Below are 17,322 nucleotides of genomic sequence, written 5' to 3'. Positions count from 1 at the left end.
TAATTATTACTCCCGAATTAGAACATAGGAAATCTGGCTATGTTGAAAGAAAGCGGAGACCTTATCAGGGCAATGTTGTAAGGATCGCATAAAAGAAGCTGTTTTATGGCGGATATCGCGTTTGGTCTGAGGCAAGCTGCCAGAATGGACCGAGAGCTTGAGCGCGTGGTTGAGATATTCATCCGGATTGCTCTCCGGGGCATAGGGCGGCAAAAAGAACAGTTCGATTTTATCCTGGCGCCTGTCCAGCCAGGCTGCGGTCTTTTTCCCATGATGTACCTTTAGATTGTCCAAAATCAGGAAGACCTTTTGGTTGGAGGTCCGAATCAGCCGGTCCATAAATTGGATCAGGCGCTGCTGATTCATGGAATCCTCATACAGCATAAAGCGTACGTTCCCCTGCCTGCTCAGGGCGGAAAGCATATTCAGCCGCTCCCTTTTCGTCTCCACTGGCAGAACCGGGGGCTGCCCTTTGGGTGCAAACCCGCGCTCACAGTTTGAGCAATTGTCGATCCCAGTCTCGTCTCCCCAGTAAATCACGGCATTTTCCGCCCTGGCTCGCTGGGCAATGGCTGGATATTCCTCCTCCTGCCACCTTTAGATGCGAGAAGGATCCTGCTTCCGGGCGCGTTTCACCGGGCGCTGGCAGGTCAATTCCCAGCGCCGCATATAATCCGACACACTGCCGTCTGATATCTTTTTCCGATACTTTTTCCAGACGTATGCGCACACTCTCTTCAGCGTCCACAGACTGCCGGGGATCCCAAATTCCTCTGGATGGCGTGTTATGACCGCTTCTCGTATTTCTGCCTGCTCCTCCGGTGTCAGCCGCAGATGTGTCCCTTTCTGGAAGCCACGTTTCTTCGGTTCCAGGGAACCGTCTCCCTCTCGCTGATACGCCGTCCATATTTCGCTAATGCGATTCTGCCGTACTCCGGTTATTTCCTCAATCTCTTTCCCGGGTTTCCCCATCTTTTTGAGGCGTACGACCTGACGGCGTACCTGTGTGAGTTCTCCGCTATTCAATTTTCGTAAATCTACGTGTTCCATGCTGTCTATTTTACCACTTTCTGCATCTTTTTTCTAGATTGTTTTTCAGAAGTAATATAAGTAGATTCGGTCAAATACACCGCCCAGAATAAAAGCGTTGTTTCTGAGGACGCAGGCAGGGTTAAAGGTTCCGATGGAAAAGGCAAGCAATGAGTAAGAATATCCTTTTGGCTATTCTCACTCGCTTGTTGGGGTTCCCCCAAGCCCCGGACCGTCCGCTCTGCGTACAGTCGAACACGCCTTACGGCGTGGCTTTTTCGCTCCCTTCGGTCGCTCTCTCCCGCACATTCGCGCAGGAGTTTGGTGTGCAGCCGTGCATATTAAACAAGGTCCACTGGAACAGCAGATGGGCCTTTACTTCACCTTGATAACCAGCGAAACTTTTCCCTCATCGCTGATTGAAAGTTGAAGTGTCTTAACGTACTTGTCGTAAAACTGTTGGCGTTCTGCCGAAGTCATTTCTATCCGAGTGGCGCGGAGAGCGTCATTGAGCATATCAATAACATTCAACTGGACAGACTTCTCCATGTAATCACGCATTTCCTGAAACAGAGCATTCGTTTTCAGTTCTTCTGAATCGCCGGAATAGAAGTCGTCTAAGTAGCAGTAAAAAATTCCCGAATTGACAAGCGCGGCTTTCATATCAGGCCCACACTTATCATGTTCAATCATTACTAAGAATTGGGCCTTGGGCAGAGACGAGATAAGGCCCCAATAGTCTGAATCACTGGAAACAATGACAAAAGAATCCACTTTGTTTTCGTAATATTCCTGGCAGGCTCTCGCCGTTAGGCGAATGTCCACCAGGGACTTGTTTTGCTTGATCCGCTCAATCAAAATATGCTCCACCGGGATGGAGGTGAACTTCTCCAGAATGCTCCAAGCTGTGGCGGTGTGAATATCGTCAAAGAGGATAATCGAAGTGATTTTTTCAGTGTATGCGCTGTTCAGCCGCCGCAGGGTCGCACTTAATTTATAGGGGTCTGAATTTTCACAATCGACTACGATCACCGCTTTTTGGCTTGCATCAATAAAATCATAGATGCTATCTTTTATATAACTGCCAGCATCTGATACTTTGTTATACTCGGTAAACTCATCATCATGCCAGTGGTAGAGCAGGGAAACAAATCTTTTGTCGTTGAACAGGATGTTGCCCTGATCGCTGGGCATCCAATGAATATACATTTGATAGGGGTAAAGCCGTATATGTTCATAATAGACTGCCGCCGCCGCTTGGGTCCCTTTTTCGCACAAGCCATTCGGCATAATAAAAAGCTCTCGAATGTATTTCCAGTTAAGCCAGAGGGGAAATAACTGCTTGCAGTTATTGATACGATCTGAAATAATGCGGTTGATTTCAATGATATGTCCAACCAGCATTGTATTTGATTTTCTGATGAAGTTGACGCCATCCGCCAATAGCTGGTTGATTGAATCGGCGGGAACAAACTGCGGCAAGGTGAGTATGGTTTTATATTCCACTCTCATTTTATCATTGATGTATTTGAAGTTCCGTTCAATCGCTGTCCGAATGATGCACAAATGACGGATAATCCGGGCGTTCTTATCATTCTCCAACTGCTGAAATGTTTCAAGTTGTGGAGGCTCATGCTGATTCTCAAATATTCGTTTTGGGACCCCGATCAGATAGGCAATTTTTGAGACAATAACATAGGTACTGTCTTTATACGCCATTCGCTCTGCTGGGCCTGACACCACACTATTCATCATATGTAAAAATCCCCTCTTTTCAGATTGGCTACTCTCTTGGGGAATCCTCAAAAGCGGGCTAAGGTTTCGTGGACATTCCCAATAACGATTGCCTGAAGTTAGTATACCACGCCAACTGCTCAGATAGCAAATCAAGCTAAAAGCTGCGTCGTACAGACAGCGCAGTTTTTAGCTTGGCTTTACGCTGTGGCCAACCGCTAAAATGGAGTATCATCCAGAAAAATGTCCGGGTAGTTTCTCAAGAACCTGTTCAGTAGTTTTTTATATTCTTCGCTCCGCTTTCCGCACTTTTCCAGAACAGGGCAAATACGCTTTCTGATTTCCTTTTCCTCCGATGGGAACAATCTCATCTTCGCTTCCCAATGCTCGCCCTCCAAGTCCAGCGCCAGTACATCCAGCGTGACCCATGAGAACATCATAAACAGCAGATCATGGGAGGTTTCCAGCAAAGTAATTTGATCCTCTCCATTTCCCTCTGGATAAAATTGTATGAACAGGTAGCCGAATTTTCGTGAGTATACAACGTCATAATCGGGCTGGGCCTCTTTGTCTATATAAGGCCGGAACAGAAACAGCAAGGCTTCAAGTTCCCTTGTTTCACGGTTTGTCATGCTCCTATCAATCCCCTTTGACTTTTATCCACGCACTGAGTTCATTGGAAAATAGGTGGTTGTTCGTGAGATGGGGTCAATAATAAAAATTTCACGCCCTTGCTTCTGAGCGTACCGCACAGTAGCTCCGGTCCCGCTTCGCTGCGTCCCATTGCAAACGGCCACCAGAATGGACGCATGGTCTACCAAGTAGCGGTTTCGTTCCAACATACAATTCTGGGTGTATTTTCGACTTACATAGACCACATCACTGGACCGTCTCAGGATGCTACGATACTGCTCCTGCGCTGAATCTGCCCATTTAATTTCTTGCCCTTCGCAAGGCAGGATACAGTGGAGCCGTATTGTAGGATACTTCTCTTGCAGGCCAAGGACGATCTGTGCGCTCCAAAGGTCCACCCCCAAGGCCATACCAGATAGGAACTCTGTCACACCTCGTTCTGCTAAAGCAGTGATCTGCGCGGACAGAGCCTCCTTCAGTAATACGCACTCGCGGGCGGCTTCGTTGTATTTCCATGGGAAACTTTTAGGCCGGTGCCCGGTAAATGCACAGGTATTTTGATTTGTAGTCATGATTCCCTCCAACTTTCAGCTAATACGTTGTATCCTCTATCAAAACTTGATAAAATCTGTACCTGCACCGGGCGTTTCCTTTATGAACTCTCTATTGTCAAATTTTGATACTTCCTCGTTATGAATTGCGGTATACTCCGGGTAAGATTCGCAGATTGCGTTTAGTAGCGCAGCCATATCAATCACACCGCTTTCCTTCATTTCTGAATGGAGAAGGGAAAGCTCGTACAACGGGATGACGCTGTTCCGCTTAGAGAAAAAGAGATAACCAAGAGTATTGTCTATCCCATGTATCCGGTCATATTCCAGTTGTTCACCATGGTTTTGTTCGGAAAGTGTAATGTCTGCCTGCCAGATTGGATAGCATATCGCCAGCATTTCCTCACAGTGATCTGTTTCCAGCCAATACACACCGTTCAGAATTGTCTTGTGCCGTACTGTAAAACCTCTCGGAGTGAAAGAGGGAACTGGAAAAGCTCCAAAATAATCCGGGTGTTCTTCTGCTCCGTAGAGCGCGGCGGTGTATAAAGAATCCTTGTCCTCAATTTCCGGCAGGTGACATTTTATCTGATACCGGCGCATTTCAAAATCTATCACAAATCGACCGCTGCCCGGTTGGAGAATGTCATAAATTCGCAAGCCTGGATGCCCAGGTAATTCCTTCCCATAGGCTCGTGCCTTCTCAGAAATAGCCGGAGCATCAGCTGTCACAACGTATAATTCCGTACTACTTGGAACATCTCCCTCTTTCTTGGCTCCGATGTAATATACGCCGGGGCTTTTCAATTCCGCCGCCACAATCTCCCCCAATTCAACGGTAAGGTCAAAAGGAAGGTCAGCAGGGAAAATTTTTCCCTGAGAGGATTTTTGAATTTTTTCTAATTCGACAATCCTCTCTTTTTTTATGTCTCTTTTCATGTGGTTTCTCTCACTTTCAAATATTGTTTCGATTTTTCGACTTGTAATTCATTTTATTTCTCCATATCCTGCGGCAAGGTGACTTTTAACTCAAAAATAAACTCCATTGAAAAGTCGCGCCGCAATATAACATCGCTCACTTTGAGGAAGTTCATCGGTATACCATATTTCTTAAATTGGCGATCCTTTTCTAATCTTTGTGCAACTCTCTGATATATTCCCCTCTGATGCTTTTTAACTTCATTTAGCAGGGCTTCCCATGAATTGAATTGATAGCGGGGAAGGCCCACAGTCATGCGAATATGGTCAAATGTAGTTTTATTATTGTTTCCTGGAACGCGCTCATATGCAGGTGGAGCTATGCTCTGTACCAATCTGTCAACGTGGGACAACTCTTGCGGAATACGATGAACCAACTCTGTTTTCAGAAAAGCACTAATGCACTCTTGCAGCGTCATTCCAACTTCAAACTGAGAAACGGCTTTCCGCCAGACATTCACATTAAAGCAGGTTTCGTATTCAGCCGTGAAAAGACAGTGTTTAATTTGCTTCTCATACGGAAACAGTTCTGATTTTTTGTCAAGAGAGTAAACCTCATTTTCGTTGAAATAATATGTGTTTCCTGCCCGTTGAGAGATAGGTACGTGAATTACACCACACTCTAACAGGAAGTCCCTTGTGATAGAAACCAGCTCCGCATCAGGGATACTTTGTAGATATTCCTCCATTTCTGGGAGCAGATGATTCTCCACATTTCGATCAAGGCTCTCACAGGTGCGAAATCTGCTGACCGCCCGCGCCCATATTTCCGCATCAATAAAAGATGGGGTCCATAACGGTTCCTCCACCAACTCACCATCTCTCTTGGGCCATACGTGTAACCTCTCTCCGAACTCAATCACCGCCAGCACTTCATATCGGTTTTTGCGAGGTTTTCTATAAATTGCTTTACCTACGATAAGGTCAGTACGCATAAAGGACAAGACCAAAAACAACATATAATAAGGCAGTTACCGAAAAAGCAAACCTTTGTGACAAAATGAAACAAGCAGAAAAACGCACGATTTGACAATCAAAGTCAATCGTGCGTTTTTCACTTTCAAAAAGGAGGGCAATCTATGCCGAGCGTGACCTTATCAGACTATTTTTGCGGCGATGAAGAAATGCGGTTTACACACTTCCGCATCCCCCGCCAGCTTATCACCTATCCTCATTTCAAGCCCCTGTCCGCTGATGCCAAGCTACTATATGGTATGCTACTGAACCGCATGAGCCTGTCCGCGAAAAACGGCTGGCACGACAACATCGGGCGGGTTTATATTTACTTTACTGTAAAAGAAGTCTGCGAAGCCATTAGCTGCGGGCGAAACAAGGCCATGCGGTTATTGGCAGAGTTGGACACCAGCAAAGGAATCGGCCTGATTGAGCGCGTCAAACAGGGCCAGGGCAAGCCGGACAGGATTTTTGTCAAGCGGATTACTGTGCAGGAAAATACGGAGACACTCGGCCAAGCCCCCACGCCCGTTCCATCGGCTGATTTTTCCGACGTCCAGAGGTCGGAAAATCCGACTTCAAGCCGTCGGGAAAATCGACCTCTTGAGGTTTCAAATGCAAACCCAAGTTATATTGATAAAAACCAAACTGATTTTATCCATACTAATCAATCAATCTATCCCCCTACCTCCATCGCGGAACGACTGGAGATGGATGGATACGAGTTAAGAGAGGAACGCAAAGAAAATAACAGGTACAAGCGTTCACAACAGGAACTGTCTGCTGTCAGCATCTTACAACGTCCCCACCACAACAGTCCTATACAGCTTTTTCACAGTTCAATACGATTTTGGGGAAATGCGTCTCACGATGAGACGTATTTTTCATGGACGCACAAAGGAAACAACTGCCCAGCCCCGCCACAGCGGACAGCGCCGCCGAAAGGTGGTGCTGTCCGAGCAAGTATGTCATTTGTTAAACACAAACGACCGCTTGCCAGGGGGGAAAGCCCCCCTTGGAACCCCCGCCGAGGAAATGCGTCTCACCGTGAGACGCATTTATCAGCTCACCGTGAAACGAATTACAACAGGAGGCATCCATGCGAAAACGTGAAAAATTTATCGGCCTGTGGCTGAGTGATACCGAGTACAGACATCTGCTGAAACAATGCGCCCTGTCCGGCCTCAATACAAGTACCCTGCTCCGGCACAGTATTATGGACGTGGACATTCAGCCGAAGCCGCCTGACACCTACGCCGCTCTATTGCGGGAGCTGTCTGCTATCGGTAACAATGTGAATCAGATTGCGTATTGGGCCAACGCTACAAAAGGCATCGGAAAAGCGGAGATAGTAGAAGCCGCCGCATTAGTCCGGCAGGCGTGGCGGTTGGTGAAGGATACGCTATGACAGGGATAAAGCGGCACAACCCAGGGTATGCCCCCTCAATGGGGAGGATTTTACACCGCCGCCCTTTGTCCGTCAAGGCCAAGACAAGCCGCGCCGTCCGCAAGCGTCCGGCGCGGGCCTTGACAGCCAAAGGCCGCCGGTGCGTTTTCGTCTCCAAGGGGGGCATACCCTCAAAACCGGCTTGCGCCGGTTTTTGCCATTGTGGGAGGCGGGCACGTTTCCCGAAAAGTGCGGGGGTCATTACAGACGGGAGGGGTGGATGCGGGCATCTCTCTGCGAACTGAGAAATGCGTCTCACCGTGAGACGCATTTGCTAACTTGCAGATTTATCGCATGTACTCAAATAGATATACTTACTTGTATGGCAAGGAACTGTGAGCTATAATATAAGCAGTATTGACAATAGTCTATAAGTCCTAAGAGCAAGGAATCCTTGGCTCAATACCTTTAATTCCTATTTGTAGAAAAGAGGTTTGACAAATGCCTGACAAAATTTTAGTGGTTGATGATGAGCGGGAAATCTCTGACTTGGTGGAATTGTATCTTCAAAACGAAAATTATGAAGTGTTCAAATTTTACTCAGCGAAAGAAGCCCTTGCGTGTATAGAATCCACGGAGCTTGATTTAGCCATTCTGGATATTATGCTGCCGGAGGTGAACGGCTTTGCCCTCTGCCAGAAGATCAGGGAGCGGCATACTTATCCCATCATCATGTTGACAGCCAAGGACGCGGAAACTGACAAAATCACTGGCCTGACCCTGGGAGCGGATGATTATGTCACAAAGCCTTTTCGTCCTTTGGAATTGGTAGCGAGAGTAAAGGCCCAGCTCCGGCGGTATAAACGATATAACCCCGCCCAGGCTTCCAGTCAGGAACAAGCATCCGATCTGCTCCTGCACTCTGGCCTGGAAATGAATACGGGTACTCATGCTTGCTTTTTGAATGGGAAGCCGCTTCCCCTAACACCAACTGAATTTTCTATTTTACGCATTTTATTGGAACGCAAGGGAAAGGTTGTCAGCTCCGAGGAGCTATTTCACGAAATTTGGAAGGACGAGTATTACAGCAAAAGCAACAATACAATCACCGTCCATATCCGGCATTTGCGGGAGAAGCTGGGTGATACCATAGACAGCCCAAAATATATTACAACGATATGGGGAGTGGGGTATAAAATTGAAACGTAAATCAAGAAAAATTCCATATCTGATTCTTGTGATCTCAATTAGTATCTTACTTTGCGTGGGATTCTATTTCCTTGTTGACATCGTATGGAATGGCAGCTTTGTGGATTGGTTTGAGTGGAACTTCATGCAGACGCGAAATGCTTATCTTCCAGAGGCCGGACAAGAGGCGATTATCCATGAACCGATGTGGTGGAAGGTAAAGCGTCTGGTGCTTGGGACTTTTATTGGAACTATTGTGGGAGGAATTATCATTGGATTTATCGTTTCACATTTTCACGCAAAAGCGGAAAAACGGAAATCTATAACCGGTATCAGCCAAATGCTCCGGGACTATATAGGACGGGCGGACGAAGGCTCTGATGTGTTCCCGCAGGAGTATGCGGAAATCGCCGTACAGATGGCAGAAATCAGAACAGCCATGCTCCGCAGCGAACAAGCACTTCGGAATGAAGCCGCGCAAAAGAATGACCTGGTGACTTATCTGGCCCACGACTTGAAAACACCCTTAACCTCCGTCATTGGCTATTTAAGCCTGCTGGACGAAGCGCCTGATATGCCGCCAGAGCAGAAAGAAAAATATACCCATATCGCGCTGGACAAGGCAAATCGCCTGGAACGGCTGGTAAACGAGTTTTTTGAAATCACCCGGTATAATTTGCAGCAAATCACGCTGGAGCAAGAGCAGATTGACCTTTACTATATGCTGGTACAGATGGTGGACGAGTTTTATCCCATCCTGTCCGCAAAAGGAAATACCGCCGTTCTCCATGCCAATGAAGATTTAAGCGTCTGCGGTGATCCGATGAAGCTGGCCCGTGTATTCAATAACATTTTGAAAAATGCGGCGGCATATAGCTTTCCAAATTCTGAAATCATTATCTCCGCCGAAAAGAAGGACAAGCAAATGGTGATCTCCTTTGAGAACCAGGGGCCGACAATCCCGGAGGAAAAGCTGTCCATGATATTTGAGCGTTTCTATCGAATGGACGAGGCTCGCAGCTCCAACGCGGGCGGGGCCGGACTTGGGCTTGCGATTGCAAAGGAAATCGTCACCCTCCATCACGGAACAATCACAGCCGAAAGCCATGAAAATGCAACAGTATTTACAGTATCATTGCCGCTCTCAAATTAGGAAAACATCAATCTCCTGTTAGGATTTTCTTAGGAAATCAACAACAGAATATTAAAGCATTATCCGATTGCCCTTGCTATGATTTTCATACCGAGGGCAATCGGATTTTTACATTCAGAGAAGGTGTGACATGAAAAAGCTCAAAATCGCGGTCATATTTGGCGGCTGTTCCCCGGAATACAATGTTTCGCTGGAGTCAGCCCATGCAGTTATCACGCATATGGATCAGACACGGTATTCCCCTGTGCTGGTAGGTATTTCCCCCAAAGGGAATTGGCTCCATTTCGCCGGCGCGGTGGAAAAAATTAAGTCGGATACTTGGAATAATCCTGACGATTGCGCCCCGGCCCTGGTATCCCCTGACCAGGATGCCCATGCGCTTTTGGTTCAGACAAGCGGAGGCATAGAGAAGATTTCTCTGGATGCCGCTTTCCCTGTTCTGCATGGACGCAACGGCGAGGACGGGACAGTGCAGGGGCTTTTTGAATTGGCGGGTATTCCGCTGGTAGGGTGTGGTGTGCTGGCCTCGGCACTGTGTATGGACAAAGACCGCGCCCACAAGCTGGCCCAGGCTGCTGGTGTCACAATACCTTCCTCTACCGTGCTGACAAAGGAAAACAGCACGGAGGACGCTTTCGCTTGTGCTAAAAAGCTGGGCTATCCTTTGTTTGTGAAGCCTCTCCGGGCCGGTTCCTCTTACGGAATTACAAAGGTCACAGGGCGGGACGAGTTACCCACTGCCATAAAACTGGCCTTCGAATATGACAGTCACATCATTTTGGAAGAAGCGATTCCCGGCTTTGAGGTTGGGTGTGCGGTTTTGGGAAATGATACCCTGACGGTTGGGGAACTGGACGAGATCGAACTGGCGGACGGCTTTTTTAACTTCACAGAGAAGTACACGTTGAAAACCTCCGTTATCCATGTCCCCGCCCGCATTTCTCCAATAAAAGCGGCGGAAATGAAAGAAACTGCCCAGCGCATCTATAAGGCCCTTGGCTGCCAGGGCTTTGCGCGGGTGGATATGTTTTTGGATGAAAACGGCAGAGTAGTCTTTAACGAGGTCAACACCATCCCTGGTTTTACCGCCCACAGCCGCTATCCCAGCATGATGAAAGCGGTTGGAATGTCCTTTGAGCAGGTCATTTCCAATGTGATCGAATTGGCGGTGAGCAAATGAACAGCCTGATTTTGGTCAATAGCAGACACGCATATTCGCAAGACACAGAACAAGACCTGATCCCTGTTCATAAGGACTATCCCCATATCCTGCTGGAACGGGAAGCAGCTCACGCCCTCTCTCTTATCATGGAGCAATTGGACGGATGGCGGTTTATTGTCCCTGTGAGCGGATGGCGTTCTCTGGAAGAACAGTTGACGATTTATGAAGAATCGCTCCAGGAGAATGGCCCGGAGTTTACGGCGAAGTTTGTAGCTATGCCCGGACACAGCGAACACCAAACCGGGTTAGCCATTGACCTGGGCCTGCGTCAGCCGGAGATAGACTTTATCCGTCCGGCGTTCCCCTATGAGGGCATCTGCCAAAGGTTCCGGGAACTGGCCCCCGCCTATGGCTTTATTGAACGCTACCCAGCGGATAAGGAACATATCACCGGCATCGCCCATGAACCGTGGCACTTCCGCTATGTTAATACGCCCCACTCGGAAATCATGGCCTTTAAGGGGCTGACATTGGAGGAATATCTGGCATGAAGATACAGGCAGCGTTGATCCATTGGTCGAGAGGCGAGAACCTGGGACTGTACTGGAAATTTTTTTGGTGGAGAAAACAGTGTTCGGTACGCATTGTTCGGGATATGTTGACCTTCTTCCTAAACCGAATGGCCCACCGGCATGGCGGCTACATTGGGAACGGGGCCAAGTTTGACAGCAGGCCCGTCCTGCCTCACGGACTTCACGGCATCTATATTTCCCGTTATGCCCATATCGGGGCTGATTGCTGGATTTATCAGAATGTCACCATTGGCTCGGTTGATAGGAAAGCCCCTCAGATTGGAGATCACTGTTTGATTGGAGCTGGCGCGGTTGTTGTTGGCGGTATTACAATAGGCGATTTTGTAAAAATTGGAGCTGGGGCGGTAGTCTGTACGGATGTGCCGAGCCATTCAACCGTTGTGTCTCAACCTTCAATAATTATTGTCAGGAGGACCGGAGCATGACGGAGTTTTATCAGGGCCGCGCCTGGATTGAATTGAGCCGGGCCGCTCTGCGGCATAACGTGGAACTGCTTCAAGCTCTGCTGCCTCTTAACTGTGCGTTGATGCCTGCGGTCAAAGCAAATGCCTACGGACATGGCGCTGTTTTGATTGCCAGAGAACTCAATACCCTGGGTATAAACGCATTTTGCGTTGCCACTGTTTTTGAGGGGATAGAGCTGCGGCAAGGCGGAGTTGCGGGGGAAATCCTGATACTCGGATATACGCATCCCCAATATGTCCCACTCCTTGTTCAATATCATCTGACACAGACTATTTTAGACCACTGCTATGCGTTAGAGTTGAACGCCTGCGGCCAGATCATCAATGTCCATATTAAATTGGACACCGGGATGCACCGGCTGGGGGAAAGCTGCGAAAATCTGGATAAAATTAAGCGGATATTCACCTGCCAATTTCTCTGTGTAACAGGGGCGTACACGCATTTATATGAAGATGATCTTACCCTGCCGTCAAACAGAGAAGCCGCCCTGACGCAAGGCAAAGCCTTTTATCAGGTGATAGGCCATCTAAAACACATCGGCTGTCAAATCCCCAAGGCTCACATCCTTGCCAGCAGCGGCCTGCTCCATTGTTCTGAAATCGGTGGTGACTACGCACGAGCCGGGATTGCACTCTATGGGCAGTTGAGTACAAACGATGAATGGAAGAAAGCTGGTGTTGTGTTGAAGCCAGTCCTCTCGCTGAAAGCCCGAATAACCTTGATAAGAGAGATTGCAGAGGGAGAAGGTGCTGGGTACGGACATCAATTCCAAGCAAAGCGAAATACAAAAATAGCGGTCGCCGCCATTGGGTACGGAGACGGAATACCCCGCAGCTTATCCAATGGCGTCGGAGCCGCATTAGTCCAAGGGTGTGTAGCGCCGATTGTGGGACGTATTTGTATGGATCAAACCTTGCTGGATGTGACGGATATTCCATCCGTTGTTTCTGGAGATACTGCTGTGTTTATTGGAGCATCCGGGGAGCAAGAGATTATGGCCTGCGATGTTGCGGAACAAGCGGGGACGATTTCAAATGAAATATTGAGCCGGTTGGGTGGACGGCTGGAAAGAGAGGCGGTATGAAATAGAACAGTAGGAACATCATCTGCTGTTCGTAAATTTATCTTAAATTTCATTAGAAATGCGTCTCACGGTGAGACGCATTAACAGGAATATCCGATTTTAATTATTTTTTGGGGAAGCTCTCTGCTTTCAATGCACAGTGAGCAATAACAAACCCCTCACAGAAAGACCAAGAGAAACAGCGATGACAACACGGTACGAGGCGTTCAACGAAATGACCTTTGAAGCCTACTGCAAGAAAGCTGTGGGAAACGCTATTAAGAAAGAACGGGGTAGGAAAAACGTAAGGGGAAAACTGGAGCTGTCCTTTTCCGCTTTGACAGACGCCGCGCTCTATGTGCCTTCCCCGGAGGACGGGGAGATAAACCGGGCGGAAACAAATTGCCGTATCTTTTACGTGCAGGATATGAAAATCCCGGTTTATGGAGAGGTGCTGGGGCAAGCCCTCTCCTGGCTTCTGCCGAAGGACAGGGCGATTGTTCTGCTGTGCTTTTTCCAACAGGTAAAGACCGATGAGATTGCCCGCAGACTGAAAACCAGCCCCGATACAGTACGGCGCAGGCGCAAGTCCGCTCTGCGGAAGCTGCGGGATTATTTGGAGGCCATTCCATGAGGCGGGTGCCATTCTCTATTATTGCTGCAGCGAAAACCTTTGACCCGGAGGCCGTTGACGTGGTGTTCCGTCACTTTGAGGGCTTCATCGCCAGCCAGTGTTTGATTGACTGCACTGATGAATACGGAAATACACGCTCCATCGTGGATGACGACCTCTATTATCAAGCGCAGATCGCCCTGTTCCGGGCTATTGACCGTTTCCAATTCCAGGAGCCGCCCGACAGCTTCATGCCGTAATTTTTATTTGTTGTGCCAGAGGGCCGTCAGGGTTTTGACGGCCCTTTTTATTTTTGTTCTGATATGGCGGAAATGCGTCTCACGGTGAGACGCATTAAAAAAGCTGTCGTTTTCGATAACCTTTTTAGAAGTTTTGGACGTTTCTACGATAATTGCATTTTATTTTGATTTTTCGGAAGTTAGGGTATAGAGAGGCAACAGGAAATAAAAAGGTTGTCGCTTTATCAAATTTTTTCGGAAGTTTTGGCGTTTTCCGCGAATTATGAGCAAAATCCGATTTTCGCGGATATTAAGAGGTAGAGGGGGCTGATACCCGGCCCTGTTGCAAAAACTGAATAAGGCGATCAGATACATTCTGTATGCACGGAGCCGGACGGCGGGCACGCAGGGAGAATCCCCCGTGAAAGGAGGCCGGACACCGGGAGGACGGAGCGAACAGGGCCAGCGCCGCAAAGCTGCTATGGCACAGCAGCGGGCCACGAACTGCATATGGGTATGATGATACTTGCGTCGGCTATGCGTCACAGCGTAGGGCGCCCCGCCACGGGAATGGGGGGAGGCACAAAAAATCCTATGGAGCGGCCCTGCCAGCCGCCGTCTGAATCCGCCTTTGCTTTCTATCGTGAACATATGGAATACAGAACCGCCAATCAATGCGAAATTTGTCGTTAATGCGTCTCACGGTGAGACGCATTTTTTATTGCGGATATTCAGTTTTGGGAGCGTCACCGTCTTAAAATCAGCAGAAAAATTAACGAAATTTGCGCTTTTGCTTGACATTTGATATAATATAAGTGTCACAAGGAAAGAAACGGTGACTGCCGGATAGGAGGCTATGATGAACAGGCAGTACAACAACCAAGGCGAAAAATGGGCGGCCCTCTATGTCCGGCTCTCCCGCGACGATGAGAACGAGGGGGACAGTAACAGCATATCCCATCAAATCGAAATCCTCACCAGGTATTGTCAAGACCGTGAAATTTCCAGCTATAAGGTTTACAAAGACGACGGATGGAGCGGTACAAATTTCAAACGTCCCGGCTTTATGGAAATGATGGCCGACATTGAGGCGGGGCTTGTTGGCATGGTGGTAGTCAAAGATATGTCTCGGTTTGGCAGGAATTATCTGGAAGTAGGGCTATATACGGAAATCCGCTTCCCTGAGATGGGAGTCCGCTTTATCGCCATCAATGACGGCGTAGACAGCGATGACCAACGGGGAAATGACTTCACCCCATTCCGAAATATCATAAATGAGTGGTATGCCAAGGACACCTCGAAAAAGATACGGGCGGTTTTCCGCAATAAAGGGCTGTCCGGCCAACGGCTGGCGTCAAATGCCCCGTATGGCTACATAAAAGGCGAGGACGGGCATCTGGTGGTGGACGAGGAAACCGCCCCTGTGGTGGAGTTGATTTTCCAGCTATGCGCGGAGGGCAACGGCCCCGGCAAAATCGCCCGGATGCTGAAAGAGCGGGAAATCCCAACGCCGGGGACAATCGCCTTTCGGCGCACAGGCCAGACAAGCCGCTATTACCCAGACGCCCCCTGCCGCTGGAACCCCGCCACTGTCCTGAGTATTTTAGGACAGGACGCCTATTTAGGCCGGACAACGAATTTCAAAACTACCAAGCTCTCCTATAAGAGCAAAAAAACGATTTTCAATCCTCCGGACAAACGGGCGGTATTTGAGAACACCCACGAAGCCATCATTGATAAGGAGACGTGGGAACTCGTACAGAAGAATCGGGAGCAGCGCCGCCGCCCGACAAAGCTGGGAGAAATGGGTATGTTTTCTGGGCTGGCCTACTGCGCGGACTGCGGGGCGAAGCTGTACCATCACAGAACTTCCTCATACTCGAAAGAGCAGGAGAACTATATCTGTGCAAATTATCAGACAAGGCGCCAGTGTACCGCCCATTATATCCGGGCCGTGGTGCTTGAACAGCTTGTGCTTCAAAATTTGCAGAGGGTGGTTGTCTATGCACAGGATGACGAGGATGCGTTTGTACGGCGTGTCATTGAGAACAAAACCGCCGTACAGCAAGCGGAGCAGGAACAGGCCAGGCGCAGGCTGGACAAGCAGGAGCGGCGGGCAAATGAACTGGACGTGATTATTCAGAGGCTTTACGAGGATCGTGTTGCGGGGACGTTGAGCGTGGAGCGGTTTGCAAAGCTGTCCGATGGATACGAAAAGGAACAGGCCGAGCTGAAGCAGTCCATAGAGGAATTGCGGGAGGTTGTAGCCACCGCCGAAGCCCAAACGGTCAATATCCAGAGCTTTATGAAAATCGTGAAGAAGTACACCGAGCCGACTGAGCTAACTCCGACGCTCCTGCGTGAGTTTGTGGAAAAGGTGGTTGTTCACGCCCCGGACAAATCCAGCGGCCACCGTGTCCAACGGATTGACGTACACTATAATTTTATCGGAGAGATTGATTTTTCCCCGGAATTTAGCCAGTACAGCAAAAAGACAACTGTATGACACTTTCGCATCATACAGTTGTCTCCCCAACAGTGAAAACTTCTTTATGCGTACTGCCCATACCATCAGCAATCAGTTTCCTGATAATCGTTTTCGAGACTATGCTCCAAGCACAGCCTCTCCCCGTTGTCTTATCTATGACCATAGCACCGTCTCCTTTGACTGGACGTGGGCCGCAGTTCCTTGACCGTGTTTATGAGTTCCAGGCTTCGAGGTCAAAAAGAACGGTGTCATTGTTCAGCCCGGACCAAATAAAGCACTCTGCCATGGAGTATGAAGGAAAGCACACTCGGAGAATTGAATATGCGATAATTCGTCCGGCAGCAGCAATCTCGGATTGAACCCCTGTGCTTGTAAATAATGTGCTGTCCAAATCTTGATCTGGCAAAAAGACGGAAGCGGGGATTGCCATAGGCACACCGAGAGAGATCACTGGAATCCCTAATACAGACCAATCCGCTTTTCGTCCAGTCAGGTGGGGGCTGAGGCCCCCGTTGGTGGAAAGCTGTATTGTCTGAAACATCCGCGCCGGTTCCTTGGCGGTCAGAGAATCTATAAGCAGCAGACAATCAACCCCTACCGCTTTTACCACGCCATTTACAAGCACTTCGGTGTTTATGTTGTTGGTCCCCACTGTACCCGGTTCCAGAGAAACGATCTCTCGAAAATTTTCTTCCAGCCCAATTTCTGAAAGTACCTTCAACGGCAGATTACGTGTTACCTCTGGCCCCAGAGCATCGGCAGAGCGGTCCCTGTTTCCAATTCCGCAGACGCACAGTTTCCCGTGATAATGAGGTCGCAGCACCCGGTCCAGCACTTCGGCCAGACATTCCCCTACGCTCATGATGTGGTCATGCCTGCTCAGAGGTTTACCCGTCTCAATGGTAATGTAACTCCCGATTGGCTTCTGAAGCGTTTCCGCCGCCTGTTCCGACTGAACGTGAACGGTGCTTACATGACAGCTATGTAGTTCTTCCTCGGAAGTCTCTATACCTTCAATGTGTGGCAATTTTATCCCTCCCTCTATTCTGTGGTTAAAAATGGGGTGCATTGATAACAACAAATGGGTTATGC

At 48.6% G+C, this 17,322-nt stretch carries 16 protein-coding genes and 4 pseudogenes; 12 read left to right on the top strand and 8 right to left on the bottom strand.

Features of this window, described 5'->3' with window-relative positions:
* Positions 1-6: 6 nt before the first annotated feature.
* From NFS22_RS04430 to NFS22_RS04400, 7 genes and pseudogenes are all read right to left on the bottom strand, one after another.
* Positions 7-582: pseudogene (locus NFS22_RS04430) on the bottom strand (IS630 family transposase); the annotation flags it as partial.
* Between the two features lie 15 nt (positions 583-597).
* Entirely contained in the window at positions 598-1,050 is a 453-nt protein-coding gene (locus NFS22_RS04425) for a winged helix-turn-helix domain-containing protein (RefSeq protein ID WP_251316535.1), read from the bottom strand.
* 354 nt (positions 1,051-1,404) lie between these two features.
* On the bottom strand, positions 1,405-2,784 hold the full coding sequence (locus NFS22_RS04420) for an NYN domain-containing protein (RefSeq protein ID WP_251316534.1): 1,380 nt from the start codon (positions 2,782-2,784) through the stop codon (positions 1,405-1,407).
* Positions 2,785-2,981: 197 nt separating this feature from the next.
* The gene (locus NFS22_RS04415; RefSeq protein ID WP_251316533.1) at positions 2,982-3,395 is read right to left on the bottom strand and encodes a hypothetical protein; all 414 of its coding nucleotides are present in this window, start codon (positions 3,393-3,395) and stop codon (positions 2,982-2,984) included.
* A gap of 24 nt (positions 3,396-3,419) precedes the next feature.
* Positions 3,420-3,968: an SLOG family protein gene (locus NFS22_RS04410; protein ID WP_251316532.1), complete on the bottom strand. Its 549-nt coding sequence runs from the start codon at positions 3,966-3,968 to the stop codon at positions 3,420-3,422.
* A gap of 39 nt (positions 3,969-4,007) precedes the next feature.
* On the bottom strand, positions 4,008-4,886 hold the full coding sequence (locus NFS22_RS04405) for a hypothetical protein (protein ID WP_251316531.1): 879 nt from the start codon (positions 4,884-4,886) through the stop codon (positions 4,008-4,010).
* 53 nt (positions 4,887-4,939) lie between these two features.
* A complete protein-coding gene (locus tag NFS22_RS04400) occupies positions 4,940-5,860 on the bottom strand; it encodes a hypothetical protein (RefSeq protein ID WP_251316530.1) in 921 nt (306 codons plus the stop codon).
* Positions 5,861-6,004: 144 nt separating this feature from the next.
* On the opposite strand from NFS22_RS04400, the gene NFS22_RS04395 reads away from it, so the two are divergent.
* From NFS22_RS04395 to NFS22_RS04345, 12 genes and pseudogenes are all read left to right on the top strand, one after another.
* On the top strand, positions 6,005-7,015 hold the full coding sequence (locus NFS22_RS04395; protein WP_251316529.1) for a replication initiator protein A: 1,011 nt from the start codon (positions 6,005-6,007) through the stop codon (positions 7,013-7,015).
* The gene (locus NFS22_RS04390) at positions 6,979-7,287 is read left to right on the top strand and encodes a MobC family plasmid mobilization relaxosome protein (RefSeq protein WP_251316528.1); all 309 of its coding nucleotides are present in this window, start codon (positions 6,979-6,981) and stop codon (positions 7,285-7,287) included. The genes NFS22_RS04395 and NFS22_RS04390 overlap by 37 nt, the downstream gene beginning before the upstream one ends.
* A gap of 480 nt (positions 7,288-7,767) precedes the next feature.
* Complete coding sequence (gene vanR, locus NFS22_RS04385) at positions 7,768-8,475, top strand: VanR-ABDEGLN family response regulator transcription factor (RefSeq protein ID WP_251316527.1); 708 nt, start codon at positions 7,768-7,770, stop codon at positions 8,473-8,475.
* A 457-nt stretch (positions 8,476-8,932) separates the two neighbouring features.
* A pseudogene (locus tag NFS22_RS24010) lies at positions 8,933-9,607 on the top strand (sensor histidine kinase); the annotation flags it as partial.
* Positions 9,608-9,737: 130 nt separating this feature from the next.
* Positions 9,738-10,787, top strand: coding sequence for a D-alanine--D-serine ligase VanG (vanG, locus tag NFS22_RS04375; protein WP_251316525.1), 1,050 nt, complete (start codon positions 9,738-9,740; stop codon positions 10,785-10,787).
* Positions 10,784-11,200, top strand: a pseudogene (locus NFS22_RS04370) (D-alanyl-D-alanine carboxypeptidase family protein); the annotation flags it as partial. The gene vanG and the pseudogene NFS22_RS04370, both read left to right, overlap by 4 nt.
* Positions 11,174-11,320, top strand: a pseudogene (locus NFS22_RS24005) (D-alanyl-D-alanine carboxypeptidase family protein); the annotation flags it as partial. The pseudogenes NFS22_RS04370 and NFS22_RS24005, both read left to right, overlap by 27 nt.
* Entirely contained in the window at positions 11,317-11,787 is a 471-nt protein-coding gene (locus NFS22_RS04365; RefSeq protein ID WP_251316524.1) for a serine acetyltransferase, read from the top strand. The pseudogene NFS22_RS24005 and the gene NFS22_RS04365, both read left to right, overlap by 4 nt.
* Entirely contained in the window at positions 11,784-12,911 is a 1,128-nt protein-coding gene (vanT, locus tag NFS22_RS04360) for a serine racemase VanT catalytic subunit (RefSeq protein ID WP_251316523.1), read from the top strand. Before NFS22_RS04365 ends, vanT begins: the two co-directional genes overlap by 4 nt.
* Before the next feature lie 184 nt (positions 12,912-13,095).
* Positions 13,096-13,524 carry a sigma-70 family RNA polymerase sigma factor gene (locus NFS22_RS04355; RefSeq protein ID WP_251316522.1) on the top strand — a complete coding sequence of 143 codons (429 nt, stop codon included), beginning with the start codon at positions 13,096-13,098 and terminating at the stop codon, positions 13,522-13,524.
* Positions 13,521-13,763 (top strand): helix-turn-helix domain-containing protein, encoded by a 243-nt coding sequence (locus NFS22_RS04350; RefSeq protein WP_251316521.1) that lies wholly within the window; start codon positions 13,521-13,523, stop codon positions 13,761-13,763. Before NFS22_RS04355 ends, NFS22_RS04350 begins: the two co-directional genes overlap by 4 nt.
* A gap of 838 nt (positions 13,764-14,601) precedes the next feature.
* Complete coding sequence (locus tag NFS22_RS04345; RefSeq protein WP_420908841.1) at positions 14,602-16,248, top strand: recombinase family protein; 1,647 nt, start codon at positions 14,602-14,604, stop codon at positions 16,246-16,248.
* 193 nt (positions 16,249-16,441) lie between these two features.
* Here NFS22_RS04345 and gpr read toward each other — a convergent pair whose 3' ends face one another.
* On the bottom strand, positions 16,442-17,257 hold the full coding sequence (gpr, locus tag NFS22_RS04340) for a GPR endopeptidase (protein WP_251316519.1): 816 nt from the start codon (positions 17,255-17,257) through the stop codon (positions 16,442-16,444).
* Positions 17,258-17,322 lie beyond the last annotated feature (65 nt).

This window comes from Flintibacter muris (genome assembly GCF_943192995.1).
In the GTDB taxonomy this organism is placed as follows: Bacteria; Bacillota; Clostridia; order Oscillospirales; family Oscillospiraceae; genus Lawsonibacter; species Lawsonibacter muris.
Note: the sequence above shows the minus strand (reverse complement) of the source record. Positions and strands in the feature narration are given on the sequence as shown.